24 protein-coding genes and 1 tRNA gene are annotated in these 21399 nt (G+C 32.7%); 22 read left to right on the top strand and 3 right to left on the bottom strand.

Annotation, left to right across the window (positions count from 1 at the left end):
- From parC to FYJ50_RS10910, 14 genes are all read left to right on the top strand, one after another.
- A complete protein-coding gene (gene parC, locus FYJ50_RS05155) occupies positions 1-2490 on the top strand; it encodes a DNA topoisomerase IV subunit A (RefSeq protein WP_154460021.1) in 2490 nt (829 codons plus the stop codon).
- Between the two features lie 62 nt (positions 2491-2552).
- On the top strand, positions 2553-2768 hold the full coding sequence (locus tag FYJ50_RS05150; RefSeq protein WP_154460020.1) for a YneF family protein: 216 nt from the start codon (positions 2553-2555) through the stop codon (positions 2766-2768).
- 53 nt (positions 2769-2821) lie between these two features.
- On the top strand, positions 2822-3523 hold the full coding sequence (locus FYJ50_RS05145; RefSeq protein ID WP_154460019.1) for a biosynthetic peptidoglycan transglycosylase: 702 nt from the start codon (positions 2822-2824) through the stop codon (positions 3521-3523).
- A gap of 14 nt (positions 3524-3537) precedes the next feature.
- Positions 3538-4005: a hypothetical protein gene (locus FYJ50_RS05140; protein ID WP_154460018.1), complete on the top strand. Its 468-nt coding sequence runs from the start codon at positions 3538-3540 to the stop codon at positions 4003-4005.
- Between the two features lie 36 nt (positions 4006-4041).
- Positions 4042-4674: an HAD family hydrolase gene (locus tag FYJ50_RS05135; protein ID WP_154460017.1), complete on the top strand. Its 633-nt coding sequence runs from the start codon at positions 4042-4044 to the stop codon at positions 4672-4674.
- 9 nt (positions 4675-4683) lie between these two features.
- Positions 4684-7236, top strand: a complete 2553-nt coding sequence (locus tag FYJ50_RS05130) for a PEP/pyruvate-binding domain-containing protein (RefSeq protein WP_154460016.1) — start codon at positions 4684-4686, stop codon at positions 7234-7236.
- 180 nt (positions 7237-7416) lie between these two features.
- Positions 7417-8799, top strand: coding sequence for a pyruvate carboxylase subunit B (locus FYJ50_RS05125; protein WP_154460015.1), 1383 nt, complete (start codon positions 7417-7419; stop codon positions 8797-8799).
- Between the two features lie 2 nt (positions 8800-8801).
- The gene (locus tag FYJ50_RS05120) at positions 8802-9131 is read left to right on the top strand and encodes an OadG family protein (RefSeq protein WP_154460014.1); all 330 of its coding nucleotides are present in this window, start codon (positions 8802-8804) and stop codon (positions 9129-9131) included.
- A gap of 1 nt (position 9132) precedes the next feature.
- Complete coding sequence (locus tag FYJ50_RS05115; RefSeq protein ID WP_154460013.1) at positions 9133-9516, top strand: biotin/lipoyl-containing protein; 384 nt, start codon at positions 9133-9135, stop codon at positions 9514-9516.
- A gap of 10 nt (positions 9517-9526) precedes the next feature.
- Positions 9527-10678, top strand: a complete 1152-nt coding sequence (locus FYJ50_RS05110) for a sodium ion-translocating decarboxylase subunit beta (protein ID WP_154460012.1) — start codon at positions 9527-9529, stop codon at positions 10676-10678.
- Between the two features lie 34 nt (positions 10679-10712).
- Positions 10713-11681, top strand: a complete 969-nt coding sequence (locus FYJ50_RS05105; protein ID WP_154460011.1) for a biotin--[acetyl-CoA-carboxylase] ligase — start codon at positions 10713-10715, stop codon at positions 11679-11681.
- 58 nt (positions 11682-11739) lie between these two features.
- A complete protein-coding gene (locus tag FYJ50_RS05100; RefSeq protein WP_154460010.1) occupies positions 11740-12240 on the top strand; it encodes a biotin transporter BioY in 501 nt (166 codons plus the stop codon).
- Positions 12241-12327: 87 nt separating this feature from the next.
- The gene (locus FYJ50_RS05095; protein WP_154460009.1) at positions 12328-13209 is read left to right on the top strand and encodes a GYF domain-containing protein; all 882 of its coding nucleotides are present in this window, start codon (positions 12328-12330) and stop codon (positions 13207-13209) included.
- Positions 13184-13546: a DUF2752 domain-containing protein gene (locus FYJ50_RS10910; RefSeq protein ID WP_154460008.1), complete on the top strand. Its 363-nt coding sequence runs from the start codon at positions 13184-13186 to the stop codon at positions 13544-13546. Before FYJ50_RS05095 ends, FYJ50_RS10910 begins: the two co-directional genes overlap by 26 nt.
- Here FYJ50_RS10910 and FYJ50_RS05085 read toward each other — a convergent pair.
- On the bottom strand, positions 13520-13789 hold the full coding sequence (locus FYJ50_RS05085) for a GIY-YIG nuclease family protein (RefSeq protein WP_154460007.1): 270 nt from the start codon (positions 13787-13789) through the stop codon (positions 13520-13522). The genes FYJ50_RS10910 and FYJ50_RS05085 overlap by 27 nt on opposite strands.
- A 52-nt stretch (positions 13790-13841) precedes the next feature.
- Positions 13842-13917, bottom strand: a tRNA-Gln gene (locus tag FYJ50_RS05080).
- Positions 13918-14017: 100 nt separating this feature from the next.
- Here FYJ50_RS05080 and gltX point away from each other — a divergent pair.
- Both gltX and FYJ50_RS05070 read left to right on the top strand, forming a co-directional pair.
- A complete protein-coding gene (gltX, locus tag FYJ50_RS05075; RefSeq protein WP_154460006.1) occupies positions 14018-15484 on the top strand; it encodes a glutamate--tRNA ligase in 1467 nt (488 codons plus the stop codon).
- Entirely contained in the window at positions 15478-16251 is a 774-nt protein-coding gene (locus tag FYJ50_RS05070; protein ID WP_154460005.1) for a mechanosensitive ion channel family protein, read from the top strand. Before gltX ends, FYJ50_RS05070 begins: the two co-directional genes overlap by 7 nt.
- Positions 16252-16261: 10 nt before the next feature.
- Here the strand turns inward: FYJ50_RS05070 and FYJ50_RS05065 are convergent, their stop codons facing one another.
- Complete coding sequence (locus FYJ50_RS05065; RefSeq protein ID WP_154460004.1) at positions 16262-17098, bottom strand: HAD family hydrolase; 837 nt, start codon at positions 17096-17098, stop codon at positions 16262-16264.
- Between the two features lie 118 nt (positions 17099-17216).
- On the opposite strand from FYJ50_RS05065, the gene FYJ50_RS05060 reads away from it, so the two are divergent.
- From FYJ50_RS05060 to FYJ50_RS05035, 6 genes are read left to right on the top strand one after another with little or no spacing between them, the layout of a single operon-like run.
- Complete coding sequence (locus FYJ50_RS05060; RefSeq protein ID WP_154460003.1) at positions 17217-17906, top strand: hypothetical protein; 690 nt, start codon at positions 17217-17219, stop codon at positions 17904-17906.
- A gap of 32 nt (positions 17907-17938) precedes the next feature.
- A complete protein-coding gene (locus FYJ50_RS05055) occupies positions 17939-18265 on the top strand; it encodes a DUF6508 domain-containing protein (RefSeq protein ID WP_154460002.1) in 327 nt (108 codons plus the stop codon).
- Complete coding sequence (locus tag FYJ50_RS05050; RefSeq protein ID WP_154460001.1) at positions 18253-18831, top strand: thymidine kinase; 579 nt, start codon at positions 18253-18255, stop codon at positions 18829-18831. The genes FYJ50_RS05055 and FYJ50_RS05050 overlap by 13 nt, the downstream gene beginning before the upstream one ends.
- Positions 18828-19301 (top strand): 2'-5' RNA ligase family protein, encoded by a 474-nt coding sequence (locus tag FYJ50_RS05045; RefSeq protein WP_154460000.1) that lies wholly within the window; start codon positions 18828-18830, stop codon positions 19299-19301. Before FYJ50_RS05050 ends, FYJ50_RS05045 begins: the two co-directional genes overlap by 4 nt.
- 10 nt (positions 19302-19311) lie before the next feature.
- Complete coding sequence (locus FYJ50_RS05040) at positions 19312-20109, top strand: hypothetical protein (protein ID WP_154459999.1); 798 nt, start codon at positions 19312-19314, stop codon at positions 20107-20109.
- 14 nt (positions 20110-20123) lie between these two features.
- Positions 20124-21386 carry a M48 family metalloprotease gene (locus FYJ50_RS05035; RefSeq protein WP_154459998.1) on the top strand — a complete coding sequence of 421 codons (1263 nt, stop codon included), beginning with the start codon at positions 20124-20126 and terminating at the stop codon, positions 21384-21386.
- Positions 21387-21399 lie beyond the last annotated feature (13 nt).

Genomic DNA, 21399 nt, shown 5'->3' with positions numbered 1-21399 from the left:
ATGGCTAAAAAAGAACCAATAAAAGAACATATTTTAAAAAACTCCTTAGAAGAAATACTAGCGGATCGTTTCAGCCGCTATTCAAAATACATCATTCAGAATCGTGCTTTACCAGATGCTAGAGATGGATTAAAACCGGTACAAAGACGTATTCTGTATGCGATGTATGAAGACAACAATACATACAATCGTCCTTATCATAAATCGGCAAAAACGGTAGGAAATGTAATTGGAAATTATCATCCTCATGGCGATAGTTCTGTTTACGATGCGATGGTTCGTATGTCACAGGACTGGAAAATTGCCAATCCTTTAATTGATATGCAGGGAAACAATGGGTCCATTGATGACGATCCAGCTGCTGCCATGCGTTATACGGAAGCTCGTTTATCAAAAATCGCAAATTATCTATTAATGGATATTGAAAAAGATACCGTGGAATGGAGCCCAAATTTTTCTGATGAAAAACTGGAACCAACCGTTTTACCTGCCCGTTTTCCAAATTTACTGATCAATGGGATATCAGGAATTGCCGCAGGATATGCGACCAATATTCCCCCTCATAATTTAAATGAAGTCATTTCAGGCTGCATTTATCGTATCCAGAATCCGGATTGTACTTTACAGGAAATTATGAATTTTGTGAAAGGTCCTGATTTTCCAACGGGTGGAATCGTAATGGGGAAACAGGGAATCGTTCAGGCTTTTGAAACAGGAAAAGGAAAAGTCATTATTCGTTCCAAAGTAAAAATTGAAGAAACGAAAACCATTCAAAAAATTATCATCTATGAAATTCCTTATGAAGTCATCAAAAGCAATCTGGTGAAAAAAATAGATGAAATTCGTTTAAATAAAAAAATAGATGGTTTATTAGATGTAAGAGATGAAAGCGATCGAAATGGTCTTCGTATTGTACTGGATATCAAAAAAGAAGCTAACCAGGAAGCTATACTGAATTATTTATATAAGAATACCGATCTGCAGATTTCTTATAACTATAATATGATTGCCATTGACAATCATTCACCGGTTCAAATGGGTTTAATTCAGGCAATGGATTCTTTTATTGAACATCGTAAACAGGTAGTAACAAGAAGAAGTCAGTTTGAATTAAAACAGAAAATGGAAAGAGCTCATATTGTAGAAGGTCTGATCAAAGCAGTTTCTGTAATGGATGAAATTGTAAGAATTATTCGAAAATCAAAAGATAAAAATGATGCCAAAAACAATTTAATTCAAAGATTCCAATTCAGTCAGAATCAGGCAGAAGCCATTGTCATAATGCGTCTGTATCGTTTGACAAATACGGATGTATTTGAACTTCAAAAAGAGAATGAACAGTTAAATAAACAAATTAAAGAATTAAAACAGATTTTATCTTCTCAAGAAAAAATGGCTTCTGTCATTATTAAAGAATTAAAAGAAGTCAATCAGGATTTTATCACACCAAGATTAAGTGACATTGAAAATGATATTCAGGAAATTGTCATTGATCATAAAGCGATGATTGCCGATGAACAGGTAATGGTTCCCATTACTTATGATGGATATGTAAAGAAAGTATCTTTACGTTCTTATAAATCCAGTAGTGAAGCCATCACAAATCATAAAGACAGTGATCATCTGATTGCCTATGGACAGGCCAGTACGCTTCAGACCCTATTATTTTTTACCAATAAAGGGAATTATGGCTATTTAAATATTTATGAAATAGAAGAAGCAAAATGGAAAGATTTAGGATCTCATTTAAGTTCGTATATAAAAATGGAAAATCAGGAAAAGGTGATTTCCGCTTATTTAATATCGGATTTTGATTTAAATGTTCAGATCATTTGTGCAACAAAATATGGAATGATCAAACGAACTTCTTTAAAAGATTTATCCAGTACACGACACAATAAAACAATGGCCATTATGAAAGTTGGATCAATGGATGAAATGATCTGTGCAAAAGTATCTTCTCATCCAGAAGATTTCATCTGTATTATCAGTGAAATGGGATATGCTTTCCAGTATGAAGTTTCTCAAATTCCGCAGGTCAGTGGAAAAACAAAAGGGGTCAAATCCATGAATCTTCAAAAAGATGACTGCATTGCCGATATTGCCATTGGAAATTTTACAGATGGACAGTTTTTAATTGTGACTTCACAGGCACAAATGAAACGCATGAAAACAAAAGATATAGTTTCTTTAAAACGTCCAGCAAAAGGAAATCGTATCTGTAAACTGGTTAAATCCAATCCAAGTTTGATTTCAAAAATTTTCTATTGTGAACCAAAATATACATTTACAATCTATTCACAAGATTTGTATACTTTTGAAGCCAAAGAGATTCCAATTATGAATGAACAGGCTACTTTTTCAAACCCGTTTGGTAAATTAAATTCTTTTGAATGGATTGAGAATTTAGAAGAAATAAAAAAGGGAGAATGGATTGAAAATGAACAACATAAAGAGATTCAAATCTCATTATTTGACATGGAATCATAGAATGTAGTTGTAAAATTGTATAAAAAATAGTAGAATAGCAAATAGATAGTGAGGTTGATTATATGGATATTTTATCATCAATAATGTACACATTGGTGGGTGCAATTATTGGAGGACTTCTAGGATTTTATTTCACAAAGAAAAAATTTGAAAAACAATTGAAAGAAAATCCACCTATTAACGAAAAGATGATTCGTGCTATGTTTTTACAGATGGGAAGAAAACCTTCTGAAGCACAGATTCGTCAAATCATGAAAAGTGTTAATCAGAATCGATAATGTCAAAAGAGTTTCCAATGGAACTCTTTTTTGTTTTTAGGTATACTTAAAGTATGAAGAAGATACGAAATGTGATCCTTTTGATTACAATTGTGATTGCTTTAACAATAAGTGGTTATATGTATAAATGTTATCAAATGTATGAAACCTATCAGAATCAGACTTCTATTGTAACGTTAATGGAGGAAACGATGCATAAAGAAAACTTTGTTCCTTTCGATGCTTTACCTGATTCTTTAGTAAAAGCAACCATTGCCATTGAAGATCGACGCTATTATATTCATGGAGGAGTGGATTTTATCGGTGTTTTAAGAGCCATTGTTTCACAGGTAGACGATGATTTTTTGAAAAGTGGAGGATCTACAATTACCCAGCAGACCGCAAAGAATTTATATCATATGTATGAATCCAGTCTGTTGACCAAAGGATGTCAGATGTGGATGGCCTGGGAACTGGAAAAAAATTATACAAAAGAGGAGATTTTTGCGGTATATGTGAATATAATTAATTATGGAGACAACAATCAGGGTATTTATGAAGCTGCAACCAATTATTTTAATGTACTTCCTTATCAGCTAAGTATGGAACAAAGTACAATTTTAGCAGGCATTCCCAATTTGCCAGGGTATTATCAGTTATCCGATCATTACCAGAATGCCAAACAAAGACAGTATAATGTTCTGGTCTGTATGGAAGATTGTGGATATATCACTAAAGATGAAATAGAAACCATATGGAATGGTTCTATATATTAAAGGAGGAAAAGACTATGTCAGAAAATAATGAAGAATTTAAAATTCCTGATATTCCTGTAAATGAAGAGGAAGAAGATATCATGGAAACAGAAGAACAGGAGGATATTTTTGATACTTCTAAGGATCGCATTGAACAGATCTATCAGGAAGCAAAAGAAAAAATAAAGGATTATACCGATCCAGATACGATTCAGGATATTTTGAATAAGGCAAAAGAACAATCCATTCAGGTTTTATCCAATGTTAAAGAAGCAATTTCTTCAAATGAAAAAATTAATTCTTTTGTGTCTTCCAGTGCAGAATCGATTAAAAATAATGAATCGATTCAGTCTTTTATCGATAAATCTTCTAAAAAAATTGATGATTTCAGACAGAGTGAAACATTAAAGAAAACCATTGATAAAGCAGAAGATGTTTCCGATAAACTGCATGATGTGATTTTTAATAATCTTCGTAAGATCATAAAAGAAGATAAAGAATAAAGCGACTCTGTCGCTTTTTTTTGATACAATGGAAGTATGATAAAAAATATAATATTTGATTGGAATGGCACTTTAATTGATGATACACAATTGTCTTTAGAAATTGAAAATGATTTATTTTTAGAAAGAGGATTAAGACAGATTGATCTAAAAGAATATAGAAATTGTTTCTGTTTTCCTGTGATTCATTATTATGAAAAAATTGGATTTGATTTTAAAAATCATTCTTTTGAAGACATTTCTACACAATTCACAAAGATCTATTCAAAAAGATATAAAGAATGTCATTTAATGCATCATACCGTTGAATTGTTAAAGGAATTAAAAGAAAGACAGATTAACTGTTCCATTTTATCCGCTTCTCATTATAAGAATTTAATCGAACAGGTTCAGTATTATGGAATTGCTCCTTTTTTTTCGGATATCATTGGCACTCATACCATTCATGCTATCAGTAAAGTGGAATATGGAAAACAGTGGATTCAAAAAAGAAATTTAGATCCAGAAGAATGTCTTTTTATAGGCGATACCGATCATGATAAAGATACAGCGGATGCGATGAATGTGTATTGTATTCTATTTTCAAATGGACATCAAAGTGAAGAAGTATTAAAAAAGAAAAATAAAGTGGTCATATCCGATTTAATGGAATTACTGGATTATTTATAGGAGAAAATTATGCTTGAAAATTTATATGTTTCTTCTGGTTTTAAAGGTTTGGATCAGAAACTGGATTATGTAAGAAAAGGAGATAATATTGTCTTTCGTGTATTAAATCTTGAATATTTTCGTTTTTTCGCAAAACAATTTGTGATTCAGGCAATTGAAGATCAAAGAGACATTCATTATATTCGATTTGGAGAGCACAAACCGATGTTAAAAAATTTAGGAAATGTGTTTGTGCATCAATTGGATCCAAATGAAGGATTTGAATCTTTTTCGGTTCAGATTTATAAAATTGCCACAGAAGCGAAAAAAGGTTCCTTATTTATATTTGATAATATTTCGATATTAAGTGATTACTGGAATACAGATTTAATGCTGCAGAATTTTATTAATGTATCTTGTCCGATTTTTACTCGAGTTCAGGGGATTACTTTAATTCCTTTACGAAGAGGGGCACATTCGTATGACTGTATCAATCAGATACGAGAAAGTACACAGATTTTTTTAGATGTTTTTTATGCAGATAACCACTATTATTTAACGCCATTAAAAGTAGAGAATCGATACAATGCCCAAATGTTTTTGACCCATCGCATTGATGAAGATCTGAGTTTTCATCCTTTGACATATTCGACCTCTCTGGCAAAATATTATGCAGCCGTGGAACAATCTGGACCTGCAGAACAGCTGCAGGATTCCTGGGATCGCTTTTTTTCTTTGATGCAGCTGAATTATTCAAGAAAAGAGCTGGTTCCTGAAGATAAAGAAAAAATGTGTTCTATGCTGATGAGCGATGATGAAAGAATGAAAAAACTGATCATTAAAAATTTTAAAAATCGAGATTTTATTCAGCTTCATTCTAGAATGATCGGAACAGGAAAAATTGGTGGGAAAGCGTGTGGGATGTTAGTAGCTACAAAAATTATCATCAATAATTGTGAAGAAGTGGCAAAACATTTAGAACCGCATGATTCTTATTATGTAGGATCCGATATTTTTTATACATATATTATTCATAATGGATTCTGGAATTTATGGATCCAGCACAAAGCCGATCCTGAAAATATGGAACTGGCAAAAGAAATACAGGACCGTCTTTTGTCGGGAAGTTTTCCAGTCTTTATTCGTCAGCAGTTTAAACGATTAATAGATTATTATGGTACATGTCCGATCATTGTACGAAGCAGTTCTTTTCTGGAAGATGGTTTTGGCAATGCTTTTGCGGGGAAATATGAATCGGTATTCTGTGTCAGTGGAGATACATTGGAAGATCGGTTATTAACATTTGAAAAAGCCATTCGTATCGTCTATGCATCCACTATGTCCAGCAGTGCTTTAGAATATAGACGAAGAAGAAATCTATTGGATAGCGATGAGCAGATGGCTTTACTGATTCAAAGAGTATCCGGGTCTCATTTAGGAAACTATTATTTTCCGATGGCTGCTGGAGTTGGTTATTCGTATAACAGTTATCCATGGTCGGATGAACTGGATCCCAATGCCGGAATGTTGCGTTTAGTGGCAGGTCTTGGTACACGTGCTGTGGATCGAACACCAGGAGACTATCCAAGACTGGTGAATCTGGATAAACCTTCTTTATCGATGTATACTTCCAGCAGCAGCCGGCATCGTTATTCCCAAAGAAAAATGGATGTATTGTCCTTTGACAGTTTTGATGTCGTCAGTAAGCGCATCGAAACCATTCTTCCAGAAATCCTGCCATGGCATAAACAGTTATTGTTTTCTCATGATACCGATGCCGAATGGAATTTTAGAGATCGAGGTATGTATCGTGAAGTTTTATTTGCGGATTGTCAGAAACTGGTTGAAAATAAAGAATTTATTGAGACTATGCACACCATCCTTCAGACGCTGCAGAAAGAATATGGAACACCAGTGGATATTGAATATACGGTCAATGTTTCTCAAACGGGGGAATTTTATATAAATTTACTGCAATGTCGTCCATTACAGGCCCTACAGAAAAAGAATGTTTCTTTACCGGATTTACCAAATGAAGATATATTCTTTGAAATTGATAAGAATGTTATGGGGAATTCAGTAAATATAGATATTGATATTATTGTCTATATAGACCCTTATGAATATTATTCACTGGAATATGTCAAGAAACCCAATGTTGCCAGAGCTGTTGGTAAAATCAATCAGTATTTTAAAGATAAAGGGCTTCATCTGATTCTGATTACACCAGGACGCATTGGTACGTCTTCTCCGGAATTAGGACTTCCTGTTTCATTTGCCGAAATCAGTGAATTCAATGCCATAATGGAAGTAGCCTACAGTAAAGTGGGGTATATGCCAGAATTGTCTTTTGGTTCTCATATGTTTCAGGATCTGGTAGAGGCTCAGATTTTATACATTGCCTGTATGGAAAACAGTCATACTATACAGTTTAATAAAGAAATTTTAAAAGAGTGCAAGGACATTTCCAGTCAATTTATTGATGCAGAACTGAAGAAAATCCTTTCTGTCTATCGTTGTGAAAATATGATTTTAGCTTACGATCCTTTTAAAAGAAAAGTTATTTCGGGTATAAAAAAGTAGAGTGTAAAAACTCTACTTTTTTGTAAGCACTTACAAAATTTACCAAAATAACAAAAAAATTATTTTGATAAAAAAGGTGAAAAAAGACTTAAAAATGTAATAAAAATGTGATAATGTGTATGGCATAGCGGATAGTTATCTATCTGAAATTTGTTTTAAAAAATAGAAAGAGTGGAAATTATGAAACAAATAAAGATTACGGAAACTGTTTTACGAGATGCACAACAATCTTTGATTGCAACACGTATGCCACGTTCTGATTTTGAAGATATTTTAGAAACGATGGATCAAGCCGGTTATCATTCATTAGAATGCTGGGGTGGTGCAACATTTGATTCTTGTCTTCGTTACCTGGATGAAGATCCATGGGAAAGATTACGTTTTATTCGTTCAAAAGTAAAAAATACAAAATTGCAGATGTTATTGCGTGGACAGAATATTTTAGGATATCACCATTATTCCGATGCAACGGTAAGAGCTTTTGTTCGTGATTCGATTAAAAATGGAATTGATATTATTCGTATTTTTGATGCGTTAAATGACTATACAAACATTCGTGTAGCGGTTGATGAATGCATCAAAGCAGGTGGGCATGCACAAGGTACCATCTGTTATACAACAAGTCCAATTCATACACTGGAAATGTTTGTGAATTTAGGAAAACAGCTGGAAGAAATGGGATGTCATTCTATCTGTATTAAAGATATGGCTGGGATCATGACTCCACAGGTAGCTTATGATTTAGTCAGTGCTTTAAAGAAAAATGTAAGCATTCCTATTGTACTGCATACACATTCTACAACAGGTTTGGGACAGATGACTTATTTAAAAGCAGTTGAAGCCGGTGTAGATGTCATTGATACTGCTATTTCCTGCTTAAGTGGGGGAACAAGTCAGCCAGCAACAGAATCCACTGTATATGCTTTAAATGAAATGGGTTACGATACTGGATTGGATTTTGATAAGTTAAAATTGATCAACGACCATTTTGTTCCTGTAAAACAGAAATTCTTAGATGAAGGAATGTTGAATCCAAAAGTAATGGGTACAAATATTGATGCATTAAATTATCAGATTCCTGGGGGAATGTTATCCAATTTAATTGCTCAGTTAACAGCTCAGAATGCATTGGATCGTTTAGATGAAGTACTGGAAGAAACACCAAATGTTCGTAAAGACTTAGGATATCCACCTCTGGTAACACCTATGTCACAAATGGTAGGTGTACAAGCGGTAATGAACGTATTATATGGTGGTAGATACAATTATATTTCTAAAGAAGTAAAAGCGTATTTACGTGGAGAATATGGAAAAGCTCCAGGTGAAATCAATAAAGAATTACAGGAAAAAGCTTTAAATGGTGAAAAACCAATTGAAGGTCGTTATGCAGATACGATCAAAAATGAAATGTCAGAAGCGGTTAGTCGACTAGGAGCGTATGCGAAAAATGAAGAAACCGTATTAAGTTATGTTTTATTCCCTCAGATTGCAGAAAAATTCTTTAAAGAAAGAGAAGAAAAGAAAGCTTTAGTTGCGAAATATACAATTAGAGAGGTTGAATAACTATGATTGAATCATTGACAGTGACTCAGGGTTTAAAAATTGCACTCTATGGATTTACAACTGTCTTCATTATGCTGGCTATCTTAATGCTTATTATTAATGTATTAAGTAAACTGGTTGAAATGATGACACCTAAAAAAGTGGAAGAACCTGTTAAAGTAGAAGAAAAACCAGTCGAAAAGAAAACAAATATTGAATATACTGGGGAAATTCAATTAATTGATGTTGATGAAAAAACTGCTGCCTGTATTATGGCCATCATCAGTGATGAAACTCAGATTCCACTGGAAAACCTGATTTTTAAGAAGATTCGATTATTGGAGGATAACTAGCATGAAATATGTCATTACGTTGAATGGAAAAAAATATGAAGTAGAAGTAGAAAAAGGGCAAGCCACTGCAAGTTTTATGGGTCTGGTAAAAGATCAGCCAGCTCCTGTACAACCTGCTCCTGTACAGCAGGCTCCAGCACAACAGCCAGCAGCTCCAGCAGCCTCTGGTGATGGCGAACCTGTTAAAGCACCAATGCCAGGTACAATTTTACAGGTAAATGTATCAAATGGACAAAAAGTAAAAGCCGGAGATATTTTATTTGTATTGGAAGCCATGAAAATGGAAAATGAAATTGTAGCGCCTAAAGATGGGACTATTACTTCTGTTGTTGTTTCTAAAGGTGCTTCTGTACAGACAGATGCTGTTTTAGCAACGTTACAATAGAGGTGAGACTATGGATATATCATTTTTCGGGATTTTATCTAAAATTCTTGGATCCAGTGGATTTGCCGGTCTTTTCTCAGATCCAAGACAATTGATCATGATTTTAATTGCGTGTGTGTTATTGTACATGGGAATCAAGAAAAAATATGAACCACTTTTATTGATTCCAATCGCAATTGGTATCTTATTCTGTAACTTTCCAGGAACAGGAATTTTGAATCCACCGACAGATGGATCCAGCCCTGGATTTATGTGGGTCGTATACCAAGGGGTACAGCATGCCATTTACCCATCTATTATCTTTATGGGGATTGGAGCCATGACTGATTTTGGACCATTGATTTCACGTCCATCATCCTTATTGTTGGGAGCTGCAGCTCAATTTGGTATCTTTACAGCATTCTTACTGGCACTTGCTTTAGGATTTGATCCTAGAGTGGCAGCTGCCATTGGGGTAATTGGTGGAGCTGATGGACCGACTGCTATTCTGGTTGCTTCTCGTTTAGCAGAAGACTATCTTCCTGCTATTGCCATTGCGGCTTATTCTTATATGGCATTGATTCCTATGATTCAACCGCCACTAATGAAATTAATCACAACAGAAAAAGAACGTAAAATTGAAATGAAACAGATGAGAACGGTTTCTAAAACGGAAAAAATTATTTTCCCAATTGCCGTTATGATTTTTGTTGTACTATTGATTCCGGATACAGCTCCATTAATTGGTATGCTGATGTTAGGAAACTTATTCAGAGAATGTGGAGTAACGGATCGTTTAAGTGATACAGCTCAAAATGCTTTAACAAATATTGTTACCATCGCATTAGGATTGTCTGTTGGATGTAAAGCCAATGCTGCAACTTTCTTATCCGTAGAAACATTAATGATCATTGGGTTGGGATTGTTAGCATTTATGTTAAGTACAATCGGTGGTTTGGTATTTGGTAAAATTATGTGCAAATTAAGTGGTGGAAAGATCAATCCATTGATTGGTTCCGCTGGGGTTTCGGCTGTGCCTATGGCTGCTCGTGTATCACAGGTAGAAGGGCAGAAAGCCAATCCAAAAAACTTCTTACTGATGCACGCAATGGGACCAAATGTAGCGGGTGTTATTGGTTCAGCCGTTGCCGCTGGTTTCATGTTGAAAATATTTGGTATGTAAAACTCGGAGGATTCCGAGTTTTTTTCGGAGGATTATGACAACAAAACAAAAAATTATCACCTTATTAGAACAGAATCGTGGACAATTTTTTAGTGGCGAAGCCATTGCCAGTGCATTAAAGATTTCCAGAAATGCAGTCTGGAAAACAATGAAGTCTTTACAGAAAGAAGGATATGATATTCAGGCTGTACCCAATAAAGGATATTCTTTATCTTTAGAAAATGATATTGTTTCAAAAGAAGGAATTGAAAAATACATTCAGGTACATTGTGATATCCATTATGAAAAAGAAGTGACATCTACCAATACAATGGTGGTTCAAAAAGCCAATCAGAATGAAAAAGAAGGATATATTCTTGTGAGTTCTTTTCAATCAAAAGGAAAAGGAAGAACAGGGCATACATTTTATTCACCAAATGAAAGTGGAGTATATTTATCTATTCTTTTAAGACCCAATGATAAGACACCAATGGAAGCCACGAATATTACATCCATGGCAGCTGTAGCTTGTTGTGATGCGATTGAAAAAGTAAAAGATGTAAAACCACAAATTAAATGGATCAATGATATCTTTGTGAATCAGAAAAAAGTATGTGGAATCTTAACGGAAGCTTCCATCAGTATGGAAAACAAATGTATGGATTATGTTGTAATGGGCATTGGAATGAATGTCTATATGCCTGAAAATGGTTTTCCTAAAGAATTGGAAACTATTGCAGGTTCTATCTACGATTCCAAAATTGAAGACGGAAAAAATAAACTGGTGGCGTATTTTATCAATTCTTTTATGAATTATTATTATCATTGGGATAAAAAAGAATATTACCAGAAGTATAAAGATCACAGTATGATCTTAAATCAGGAAGTTTATATTCAAGGACCATCTGGTTTTTCCAAAGTGTATGCGAAAGACATAGATGAAAATTTTGAACTGGTTATCGTTGAAAATGGAATTGAAAGAAAAGTATCTTCAGGGGAAGTACATGTAAACGTCAACCTATAATGAATATAAGGTTGACAATATATGTTTTTTTCTATATATTTGTTTTCGAGGTGAAAGTATGAAAACAAAAGATATAGCTTATATTGCTTTAATGGCTGCCAGTATTTCGATTATAGCTCCTTTATCCATTCCTGTAGGAGAAATTCCAATTTCACTGGCTACTTTTATGATTATGTTCACATCAAGCTGGTTAGGATGGAAAAAAGGTGTGATGGCCACCGCTTTATATATTCTATTAGGATGCATTGGTCTTCCAGTATTTGCAGGATATAAAAGTGGATTTGTGACTCTTTTTGGAATGACAGGTGGATATATTATTGGTTATCTGGCTTTGGCTTTCTTTACAGGATTAAAAGTCGAAAAATCGTGGTTTAAAATCATAAACATGATCCTGGGGACAATTGTATTGTACATTATTGGAACCATCTGGTTTATGTTTTTAACAAAAATGGATCTGATGGCCAGTTTAATGTCTTGTGTCATTCCATTTCTGATTGGGGATGCATTAAAAATTATTTGTGCTTATCTTCTTACATTAAAATTAAAAGGTGTTCAATAAAACATCTTTTTTTTATAATATGTGAAATATTCAAATAACTTTTGATTTTAACGAAACATGATATAATACACATGGAGGTTTTATATTATGATATGTAAACAATGTGGTGCCCAAATTTCGGATGATGTAAAATTCTGTCCAAATTGCGGTACAAAAATCGAAAAAGAAGAAAAAGAATCCATTAAAGAATGGTATTTTGTAGAAAATAATCAGTCAAATGGTACATATACTGAACAGGAAATGAAAGACTTCTATAAACAGGGAAGAATCACTAATAATACATATGTATGGAAATCACCAATGCCAGATTGGATTCCTTATTCTAAAAGTGATTTATATGAAGATGCTGAAGAAGTACAAACAGAAAAAGTAGAAGAAAAACAGTCAGAAGAATCAGGAAATCAATGGTATTACATCAATGTGAACAATGAACAGTCTGGTCCGGTGGATGAATCCACAATCGTTTCATTAATTGAACAAAGAGTGATTGGTGCCAATACTTATGTATGGCAAAATGGTATGAAAGATTGGGAATTTGTAAAGAATACACCTTTAAGTATTTATCTTAAATCCAACCAAAAACCAGAAACACAGGCCGCAAACAATCCTGTCTATATTCAGAAAAAAAGCATTGGATTATATTTATTATTATCGATTGTAACATGTGGATTGTTTGGGCTGTACTGGCTGTATTCCATCGCTAAAGATGTTGATACTCTGTGTAAGAACCAGTCGTCTTCTATGTCAGCAGGAAATGTATTATTATTGAGTGTTTTAACCTGTGGTATTTATACAATTTATTTCTTCTATAAAGCCTGTAAGAATCTGCATGCCCTTCATTTTTCAAATGGTTATGTTGCTGCAGATGATTCCATTATCACAATGGTTTTGGCTTTATTTGGATTTTCAATTATTTCCTGCTGCATCCTGCAAAGTACATTAAATGATATTCAGACATTTGCACAATAAAGAGGCACTCCTTGTGCCTCTATTTTATTCCTGTCCTTTTCAGAAATTAACCGGAATTCCATGTCCAGGATGCAATATGATGACTTCTTTCTATTATCTAATAAAAGGACAGATTCAGACTTCACTCTATTATCATGCGATGTGCATACCAACCATTCTTTGTTTTATTTTATGTATAGTTTTGTATAAAAAGAAAAAAAACATCATAAAACTATTGTATTTATGGTGTTTTCTAATGATTGTCTATTATATATATCGAATGATATTTATATTTCCAGAGGCACCTATGATTTATGATCGCAATTGCCTTTTAAAATTTATCTTTAATTGGATTTAAAATGGAACTTTTGATCAGTTCCAGTTTCTTTTTTCTGGAAAACTGTTTGATTGCATATTCTCGTTTTAAAGCTTCAGATTTTGTCTGAAAGGATTCAAAATAAACCAAAGAAACCGGTCTTCTTCCTTTTGTATATTTGGCTCCTTTGCCTTCATTATGCGCTTTAATACGTTTTTCTAAATGATTTGTATATCCAGTATATAAACTTTTGTCACAGCATTCCAGTATATAAACATAGTACATAGTATCAGTATAATAAAAAAATCTCATGAATGCATGAGATTTCTATTTTCAATGGCTGGGGTACAAGGATTCGAACCTTGGAAATGTCAGATTCAGAGTCTGATGCCTTACCGCTTGGCTATACCCCAAGTTGCTATATAATAATACCACTATTTTTTTAAAAATCAACTAAATATTGAAACTAATTAACATTTAGGTATAATTAAACTGTTAAAAGGAGTGAATACAATGAAAAAAGTTCGTACTCGATTTGCACCCAGCCCAACAGGGTATATGCATATAGGAAATTTACGCACGGCTTTATTTGAATATCTGATTGCTAAAAAAGATGGTGGAGATTTTATTTTACGTATCGAAGATACCGATCAGGGACGTAAAGTAGAAGGAGCCGTTGATATTATTTATGATACATTGAAAACATGTGGATTGAATTGGGATGAAGGACCCGATGTAGGGGGAAATTATGGTCCTTATATTCAAAGTGAACGTCTTTCAATGTATAAAGGTTATGCTTTAGATTTAATTGAAAAAAATGGTGCACATTATTGTTTCTGTAAAGAATGTGAATTGGAAGCACAAAGAAAAGAAGCAGGAGAGTCTTTTAAATTTGTCGATCCATGTAAGAATCTGACAAAAGAACAGATTCAGGAAAAATTGGATCACAATGAAGAATATGTCATTCGTCAGACCATTGAGAATGTGGAAAAGACTTCTTATTATGATGAAGTGTATGGACAGATTGATGTGGATGCCGATGTACTGGAAGAACAGGTCCTGATTAAATCGGATGGATTTCCAACTTATAATTTTGCCAATATTATTGACGATCATACAATGAATATCACTCATGTTGTAAGAGGAAATGAATATTTATCCAGTACACCTAAATACAATCTGATTTACGATGCTTATGGTTGGGATAGACCCACTTATGTGCATGTACCTCCTGTTATGAAAGATGAATCTCATAAGTTATCCAAACGTAATGGGGATGCTTCTTTCCAGGATCTGGTTAAAAAAGGATATTTGCCAGAAGCAATCATAAATTATATTGCTTTATTGGGATGGTCTCCCGAAACTGATCAGGAGATTTATACAATGGATGAATTGTTGAAGGCTTTTAAAGTCAGTCGTATTTCTAAATCTCCAGCGATTTTCGATATTGATAAACTGGCATGGATGAATGGGGAATACATCAATAAAATGGATCTGGATTCTTTTTATGAACTGGCAAAACCAATTTTAGAAGAAATTATCACAAAGCCTTATGATTTAAAAGAAATTGCTTCTTTAGTACAGCCTAGAATCAAACGCATTTCGAAAGAAGACATTGAACCATTAATTGATTTCTTTGAAGAATTGCCAGATTATGATTTAGAAATGTATAAACATAAAAAAATGAAAACTACTAAAGAAAATTCAATTGAGCCATTAAAAGAAGCTTATATTGTTTTATCCCAATTGGAAGATTGGTCCAATGCACAGAATATTCAGGATGCTTTAATGAGTTTGCCTGCTAAATTAGAAGTGAAAAATGGACGTGTTTTATGGCCAGTTCGTACTGCTGTTTCAGGAAAACAGTTTACCCCAGGGGGAGCTATGGAAATTGGACACATTCTGGGAAAAGAAGAAACATTACGACGTATCCAGATTGGAATACAACGATTAGAAAAGGATCTTGAGTCAAATTGTTAACGATTGAAGGACTGATCTCAGTTGCCTATAAACTGGCTGAATTTATCATTATTGTTCTAATCGGCTGGATTCTTGGACCCTTTGTCAAAAAGAAAATCATTACTTTATCCAGACGTAGTTCCAATCAGGGTGTATTTACATTTTTTGGCTCATGTGCATCGGTACTGATCCGCTTGATTTCAATTGTGATTGCTTTATCCAGTCTGGGAGTGGATATATCAATTATTGTTGGTTCCTTTTCAGCCATCGGCTTGGGAATTTCTTTAGCTTTAAAAGACAATATGGCCAATGTTGCCTGTGGAATACAGATCTTATTCACAAAACCATTCGAAGTAGGAGACTATATTCAGGTTGAGGATAAAGAAGGAACCGTTACAAATATTGAAATTATGTTTGTTACTTTAACAACTTTATCCAATCAGATTGTCATTTTACCCAATTCACAGGTAATCAATAAATTTGTCACAAACTATTCAAAAAATAAAATACGAAGAATTCATATAACCGTACCAGTTTCTTTACAGGCCGACATTAAAGATATATTGCCTGCTTTTGAAAGTGTATTAATAGAAAATGATCAGGTATTAAAAGATCAGGATATAAATGTTGTGGTTGAAAATATTAAGGAAAAATACATTGAGATTGGTATTTTCTGCTGGGTTGAACTGGAACAGTACTGGAATACACTTTATGAATTAAATAAAACCATTCAAAATAAAAAACTGGAAATGAAAATTCCAGTTCCTGAAATTAAGGTAAGTCACTAAGACTTGCCTTTTATATTAGATTAAAATGCAAAAATGCATGGTAGATTCCATCTTCTAAAATAGGAGTTGTAGTATAATCACATACTGATTTTATATATTCATCCGCATTTCCCATTGCAATACAGATGTTACTTTCTTCAAACATTGGAAGATCGTTATAACTATCCCCAATCGACAGTACATCTTTTCTGGACATATGGTAATGATCCATTAAATATTTCATACCAGTTCCTTTTGTGATCCCTTTTTGAGATATTTCTCCACTTTCTTTTCCTAAAAGAGCAAAAGTAGAAGGAACCAGATCAAATTCATTCTGTAATTCTTCTTTGATCTGATTGTATGTTAAGTTTGAATCAAAGAAAGTCACTTTATTTATTTTTTTCTTTAATAAAGTATCATAATCACAAACATTTAAATTTTTATAGATAATCATCACTCCATGTTTCTTTTGTTCTTCTAAACTTAAAGAATCACAATGAATTTTCTTTAAATTTAAAATATAATCATACGCTTCCTGATTTCCATAAATTTTATGATCGGTTTCACAAAGTACAGGAATTCTGTTTTCTTTAAAAAAATGTACCAGTCTTTGTATACTTTTTAAATCAAAATAAGACTCATGTAATAAATTGTTATTGATATAAACACCATTCCCAGAACCAGTAATGATTCCATCAAAATCAATGTTTAATAGATCTCCATACAATTCACAGTGCTGTCTTCCTGTACATAAACAGATTTTATGACCCTTTTCTTTTGCCATTTTAATAGCTTTAACAGCACTTTCTGGAATGATTCCACTGTGGTGTAAAAGTGTTCCATCTGCATCTAAAAATATTATTTTCATATTATATCCATCCTTTATACGCAAAGGTATCTTACTGAAAGAAATTGGATTTGTAAAGTGGACTTGAGTTTTCAGTCTGGTTTATTGTATCATTATATAAGACAAATAAGGGGGTACTATGGTAGAGATTGCTGTTATTCTAGGGGTTGCTTTATTCATTGGATTGTTACTGATTCTAATACCAACTCGTTTCTTATATAAAATATTTAAACCATTTACCATGTATACATTTGGCATTCGTTACATTCGAAGAAGAAGAGATCATGTAGATACATTTACAAATTTTATGCTTTTCTTTTCTGTTTTATTTTGTCTGATATATTGGATTTTGCCATTCTATCAGATTCTATACGGTTTATGGTTATTTTTTACTTTTTTATGTACTTTTGGACAAGCCTGTAAAGTTGCACTCAATGAAAAAACATTGGCAGGGAAAGTGGTAATTTATGGTGTCTATCTGATGTTTTCCTTTGGAATTATCAGTACAATGGGATTGTTAAACAATGGTGAATCTTTTCGATATATTTCACAGTTTGCACATGATGTATTCAGTTTAAAAATTACTAATGTTTATTATTATTTTACCAATCCAACATTTACAATTGTTGTACTTCAAGGTTTTATTTTTATGATTCCTTTGTATTGTTTATGGGCACAATTTAAATATATGAGACTGGAAGAAACTTATAAAGCTCAATGGCTGGTAACTTATTGTTTTAAAATACTATTTGTATGTGCATTTATGTTTTTAATTTCTTATTTTGGATTTGAAGGAATAAAAATAGTATTCCAGATCAATACGATCTAAAGACGAATTTTCGTCTTTTTTTTGGAGGGCTTATGGGTTTAGAATGTATAAAAAATGGAATAGAATGCATTAAAAAGAATAAATGGGTTACTTATGAAGATTCTTTTCCTTTTTATCACCCAGATATTTTAAAATTAGAAGAAAATCTATATCAGTCTTTATGTATGGATTTTAACTGTATTGAAAACTATTCATTAATAAAAAATAAAGAAATAGAGACTCTAACGCTTACGGAATTGTATTCCTATATCAGTTATATCTTTAAGAATGAACAGTTTGTGATTGGATTTATTGATCAGTATTGTGAAAATGGAATCCTTTTAAAATTATTAGAAAGAGTGATACAATGGCAAAACTAATCTTTAATTATGGAGCGATGGGTTCAAGTAAAAGTGCCAATGCCCTAATGGTTCTATACAATTATGAAGAAAGAAATCAGAATCCTGTTTTATTAAAACCAGGAGTGGATACCAGAGATGGACAGCATATTGTTCGTTCAAGGATTGGATTGACTCATTCCTGTCAGTTGCTGGATTCCTTTCTGGAACAGTATCATAAAGATCCTGGCTCTGTTGTAAAGTATGATGCCATTATTGTGGATGAAGTCCAATTCGCAACCAGAGAACAGATTGATGATCTTTCAGATATTGTTGATTTCTATAATGTTCCAGTCATCTGTTATGGATTAAGAAGTGATTTTCAGAATAATTTTTTTCCAGGGTCTTTAAGACTGATGGAAATCTGTGATGAAATTAAAGAAATTAAAACGATTTGCTGGTGTGGTAAAAAAGCTTTATGTAATGCTCGTTATAATAAATTGGGAATTATTCGAGAAGGAGATCAGGTTGTCTTAGGATCCAATGAATCGTATATCAGTTTATGTCGTAAACATTATAAATTAGGAATGTTAAAAAAGGAGGAATGATGTACTGTATTTCTCTTTATTTTGATTCAAACACAAATGAATATATACAGTCAATGATAAAGAAATGTGAATCAATCAAAATAGAGGATACGATTCCATTTCATATCACATTAGCTGCCAGCTATCAGAATATTGAATGGGAGCCAGACTGTTCTTCTTTTGAAATACAATTTGTTTCCATTGCCTGTCTAAAAAATAATTTATGTCTCATTCCTATAATGAATGATTCATTATATACTATATGTAGAAAGGCTCAAAGTTCAATTCTGGAAAAAGATTGCCATCCTTATTATAAAAAAGGAAATCTGTTTCCTCATTTGACACTGATCAGACATTTAAATTCGAATGAACTGAAAGAAGCATTTGATATTTTAAATAAACAATTTGTTCCTTTTCGATCAAAAGTTATTAAAATATCAATATCTCAGACAAAGCCTTACCAGGATTTAAAAATTTATCATTTAGATTAGAGGTGAATACATGAAAAAGAAATGTGACTATTGTGGGAATTATTATGATGATACAGAAAAGAATTGTCCTTACTGTTGTGCACCTAATGATCATATAGCACGAAGTTCAAATTCGCAGCCAAAAACGATTGAAGAACTTAAACAATGGTATAAAGACCATAATTTACCACCAGAAGAAATAACACGTTATTTTATTGGGAAAAATAAAAAAGAAGCTCGCTGCATTGGAATTTATCAGGACGAACAGACTGGAAATTTTGTTGTTTATAAAAATAAAGACAATGGACAAAGAGCTATACGGTATGAAGGAAAAGATGAAGCCTATGCGGTTAATGAAGTCTATCAGAGATTGCGTGCTGAAATTTCCAATCAGAAAAAAAGAAATCAAAATCAAAGAGGTATGCCCAGGAGTGAAAAAAAACGTTTTCCGATTTTTCTAGTCTTCAGCATTTCCATAGTACTGATTCTTTTGTTTTCGTTTTTACTGGCATCTCCCTCAACTTCAAGAGGATACTATCACTATAACGGAAATGAATATTATTATGTCAACAATGACTGGTATTATTATGATGACGTATACGATGACTGGTATTATACCGATTCGATTGATTCTGAATTAAAGGACAATGCCGATTCCTATTATCAGTCCGATCAGTACGATCCAAGTTCTGGAGTCAGTGATTTTGAAGACAGTCAGTACTGGTCCAGTGATTCATCGGATTTTTCGGATGACTGGGACAATGACAGTTCCTGGGATTTTTCAGATTCCTGGGATTCATCCAGTTCAGACTGGTCCAGTGACTGGTAAATTTAGGAGGATGTATGTTAAAAATCATTTGTCTGTTTTATGTGATAAAAAGTATTTGGGAACTGATATTAAATGGATTACAGAATCAGTCTTTAAAACAGCCACTTCCTAAAGAGGTAAGTGATATCTATGATGAAAAAAGATATAAAGATTTTATTTTATACAAAAAGAAATATAGAAACTTATCTTTTATAAAAATGACAATAGAACTGATCTGTATCTTTCTGATTCTATATTCTCCATTTTTTCATATTGTATCTAAAATACAATCTATTTATATCTCTTTATTCATCTGTATCCTGTTCTTTTTTATAGTGGATCTGATTCTATCTTTAATCAGTGAATATTATGCGACCTTTGTGATCGAAGAAGAATTTGGTATGAATAAAAAGACAAGAAGAGAATTTTTTAAAGATTTTCTTTTAGATCAGATATTTGAATTGTTTTTTTCATTTGTGATCTATACAGGAATTGCTTTTATCTGTAAAAATATTTCAAAATGGACAAATGGTTTTTCGATTTCCTATATACAATCCTTTATGATTGTATCTGGAATTGGATTCTGTTTCTATCTTATATTTATTCTTTTTTCTTATTTATCCTTTTTATTATTGAAGCAGCAATATCATTTTGAACCATTAAAAGACCAATATTTATTAAATCAGATCCAGGGACTTTTAAAAGGATGTCCAAAAAAAGTAAAAGACATTATGGTTTATGATGAATCAAAGAAAAGTACGACAAAAAACGCATTTGTATTAAAATTACCATTTTATCGTATGATTGGAATTGCGGATAATTTTATCAACGACAATTCGTATAACGAATGTTTAGGAGTATTAGCTCATGAAGCAGGTCATTTAAAACATAAAAAGAAAGTGTACAATTATATATTCTATCTATCATTAGGATTCATGTTTCTTTTTATCGTATGGTTATTGCCAAATGCTTCAATGTTGTATAAAGGAATCCAATGGATCGATGTTTCCTTTGATCTGGTTCATCCTGTATATTATCTTTATTTTTACATTGTATCTCTTATCATGGACCCTTTCTTTTATATTCTGATGGTTTATAAAAATTATATTACGCGAAAAGAAGAATATGAAGCCGATGAAAATGTCATTAAAGAAGGATACCAGAAAGAATTGATTCAATTATTTAAAAATTTATCCAAAGATGAACTGGTCAATGTGAATCCACATCCATTGATTGAATTTCTGGAATACGATCATCCAAGTATGTATCATAGAATCATTGCTTTATCAAAAAATTGATAATTTGTATTTT

Source organism: Floccifex porci, from assembly GCF_009696175.1.
GTDB lineage: Bacteria > Bacillota_I > Bacilli_A > Erysipelotrichales > Erysipelotrichaceae > Floccifex > Floccifex porci.
This window is presented reverse-complemented; position numbering and strand designations above follow the sequence as displayed.

Excerpts from the sequence above, each read along its gene's own strand:
- parC (WP_154460021.1), top strand. The coding sequence starts at position 1 with ATGGCTAAAAAAGAACCAATAAAAGAACATATTTTAAAAAACTCCTTA.
- FYJ50_RS05150 (WP_154460020.1), top strand. The coding sequence starts at position 2,553 with ATGGATATTTTATCATCAATAATGTACACATTGGTGGGTGCAATTATT.
- FYJ50_RS05145 (WP_154460019.1), top strand. The coding sequence starts at position 2,822 with ATGAAGAAGATACGAAATGTGATCCTTTTGATTACAATTGTGATTGCT.
- FYJ50_RS05140 (WP_154460018.1), top strand. The coding sequence starts at position 3,538 with ATGTCAGAAAATAATGAAGAATTTAAAATTCCTGATATTCCTGTAAAT.
- FYJ50_RS05135 (WP_154460017.1), top strand. The coding sequence starts at position 4,042 with ATGATAAAAAATATAATATTTGATTGGAATGGCACTTTAATTGATGAT.
- FYJ50_RS05130 (WP_154460016.1), top strand. The coding sequence starts at position 4,684 with ATGCTTGAAAATTTATATGTTTCTTCTGGTTTTAAAGGTTTGGATCAG.
- FYJ50_RS05125 (WP_154460015.1), top strand. The coding sequence starts at position 7,417 with ATGAAACAAATAAAGATTACGGAAACTGTTTTACGAGATGCACAACAA.
- FYJ50_RS05120 (WP_154460014.1), top strand. The coding sequence starts at position 8,802 with ATGATTGAATCATTGACAGTGACTCAGGGTTTAAAAATTGCACTCTAT.
- FYJ50_RS05115 (WP_154460013.1), top strand. The coding sequence starts at position 9,133 with ATGAAATATGTCATTACGTTGAATGGAAAAAAATATGAAGTAGAAGTA.
- FYJ50_RS05110 (WP_154460012.1), top strand. The coding sequence starts at position 9,527 with ATGGATATATCATTTTTCGGGATTTTATCTAAAATTCTTGGATCCAGT.
- FYJ50_RS05105 (WP_154460011.1), top strand. The coding sequence starts at position 10,713 with ATGACAACAAAACAAAAAATTATCACCTTATTAGAACAGAATCGTGGA.
- FYJ50_RS05100 (WP_154460010.1), top strand. The coding sequence starts at position 11,740 with ATGAAAACAAAAGATATAGCTTATATTGCTTTAATGGCTGCCAGTATT.
- FYJ50_RS05095 (WP_154460009.1), top strand. The coding sequence starts at position 12,328 with ATGATATGTAAACAATGTGGTGCCCAAATTTCGGATGATGTAAAATTC.
- FYJ50_RS10910 (WP_154460008.1), top strand. The coding sequence starts at position 13,184 with ATGATATTCAGACATTTGCACAATAAAGAGGCACTCCTTGTGCCTCTA.
- FYJ50_RS05085 (WP_154460007.1), bottom strand. The coding sequence starts at position 13,789 with ATGTACTATGTTTATATACTGGAATGCTGTGACAAAAGTTTATATACT.
- gltX (WP_154460006.1), top strand. The coding sequence starts at position 14,018 with ATGAAAAAAGTTCGTACTCGATTTGCACCCAGCCCAACAGGGTATATG.
- FYJ50_RS05065 (WP_154460004.1), bottom strand. The coding sequence starts at position 17,098 with ATGAAAATAATATTTTTAGATGCAGATGGAACACTTTTACACCACAGT.
- FYJ50_RS05060 (WP_154460003.1), top strand. The coding sequence starts at position 17,217 with ATGGTAGAGATTGCTGTTATTCTAGGGGTTGCTTTATTCATTGGATTG.
- FYJ50_RS05055 (WP_154460002.1), top strand. The coding sequence starts at position 17,939 with ATGGGTTTAGAATGTATAAAAAATGGAATAGAATGCATTAAAAAGAAT.
- FYJ50_RS05050 (WP_154460001.1), top strand. The coding sequence starts at position 18,253 with ATGGCAAAACTAATCTTTAATTATGGAGCGATGGGTTCAAGTAAAAGT.
- FYJ50_RS05045 (WP_154460000.1), top strand. The coding sequence starts at position 18,828 with ATGATGTACTGTATTTCTCTTTATTTTGATTCAAACACAAATGAATAT.
- FYJ50_RS05040 (WP_154459999.1), top strand. The coding sequence starts at position 19,312 with ATGAAAAAGAAATGTGACTATTGTGGGAATTATTATGATGATACAGAA.
- FYJ50_RS05035 (WP_154459998.1), top strand. The coding sequence starts at position 20,124 with ATGTTAAAAATCATTTGTCTGTTTTATGTGATAAAAAGTATTTGGGAA.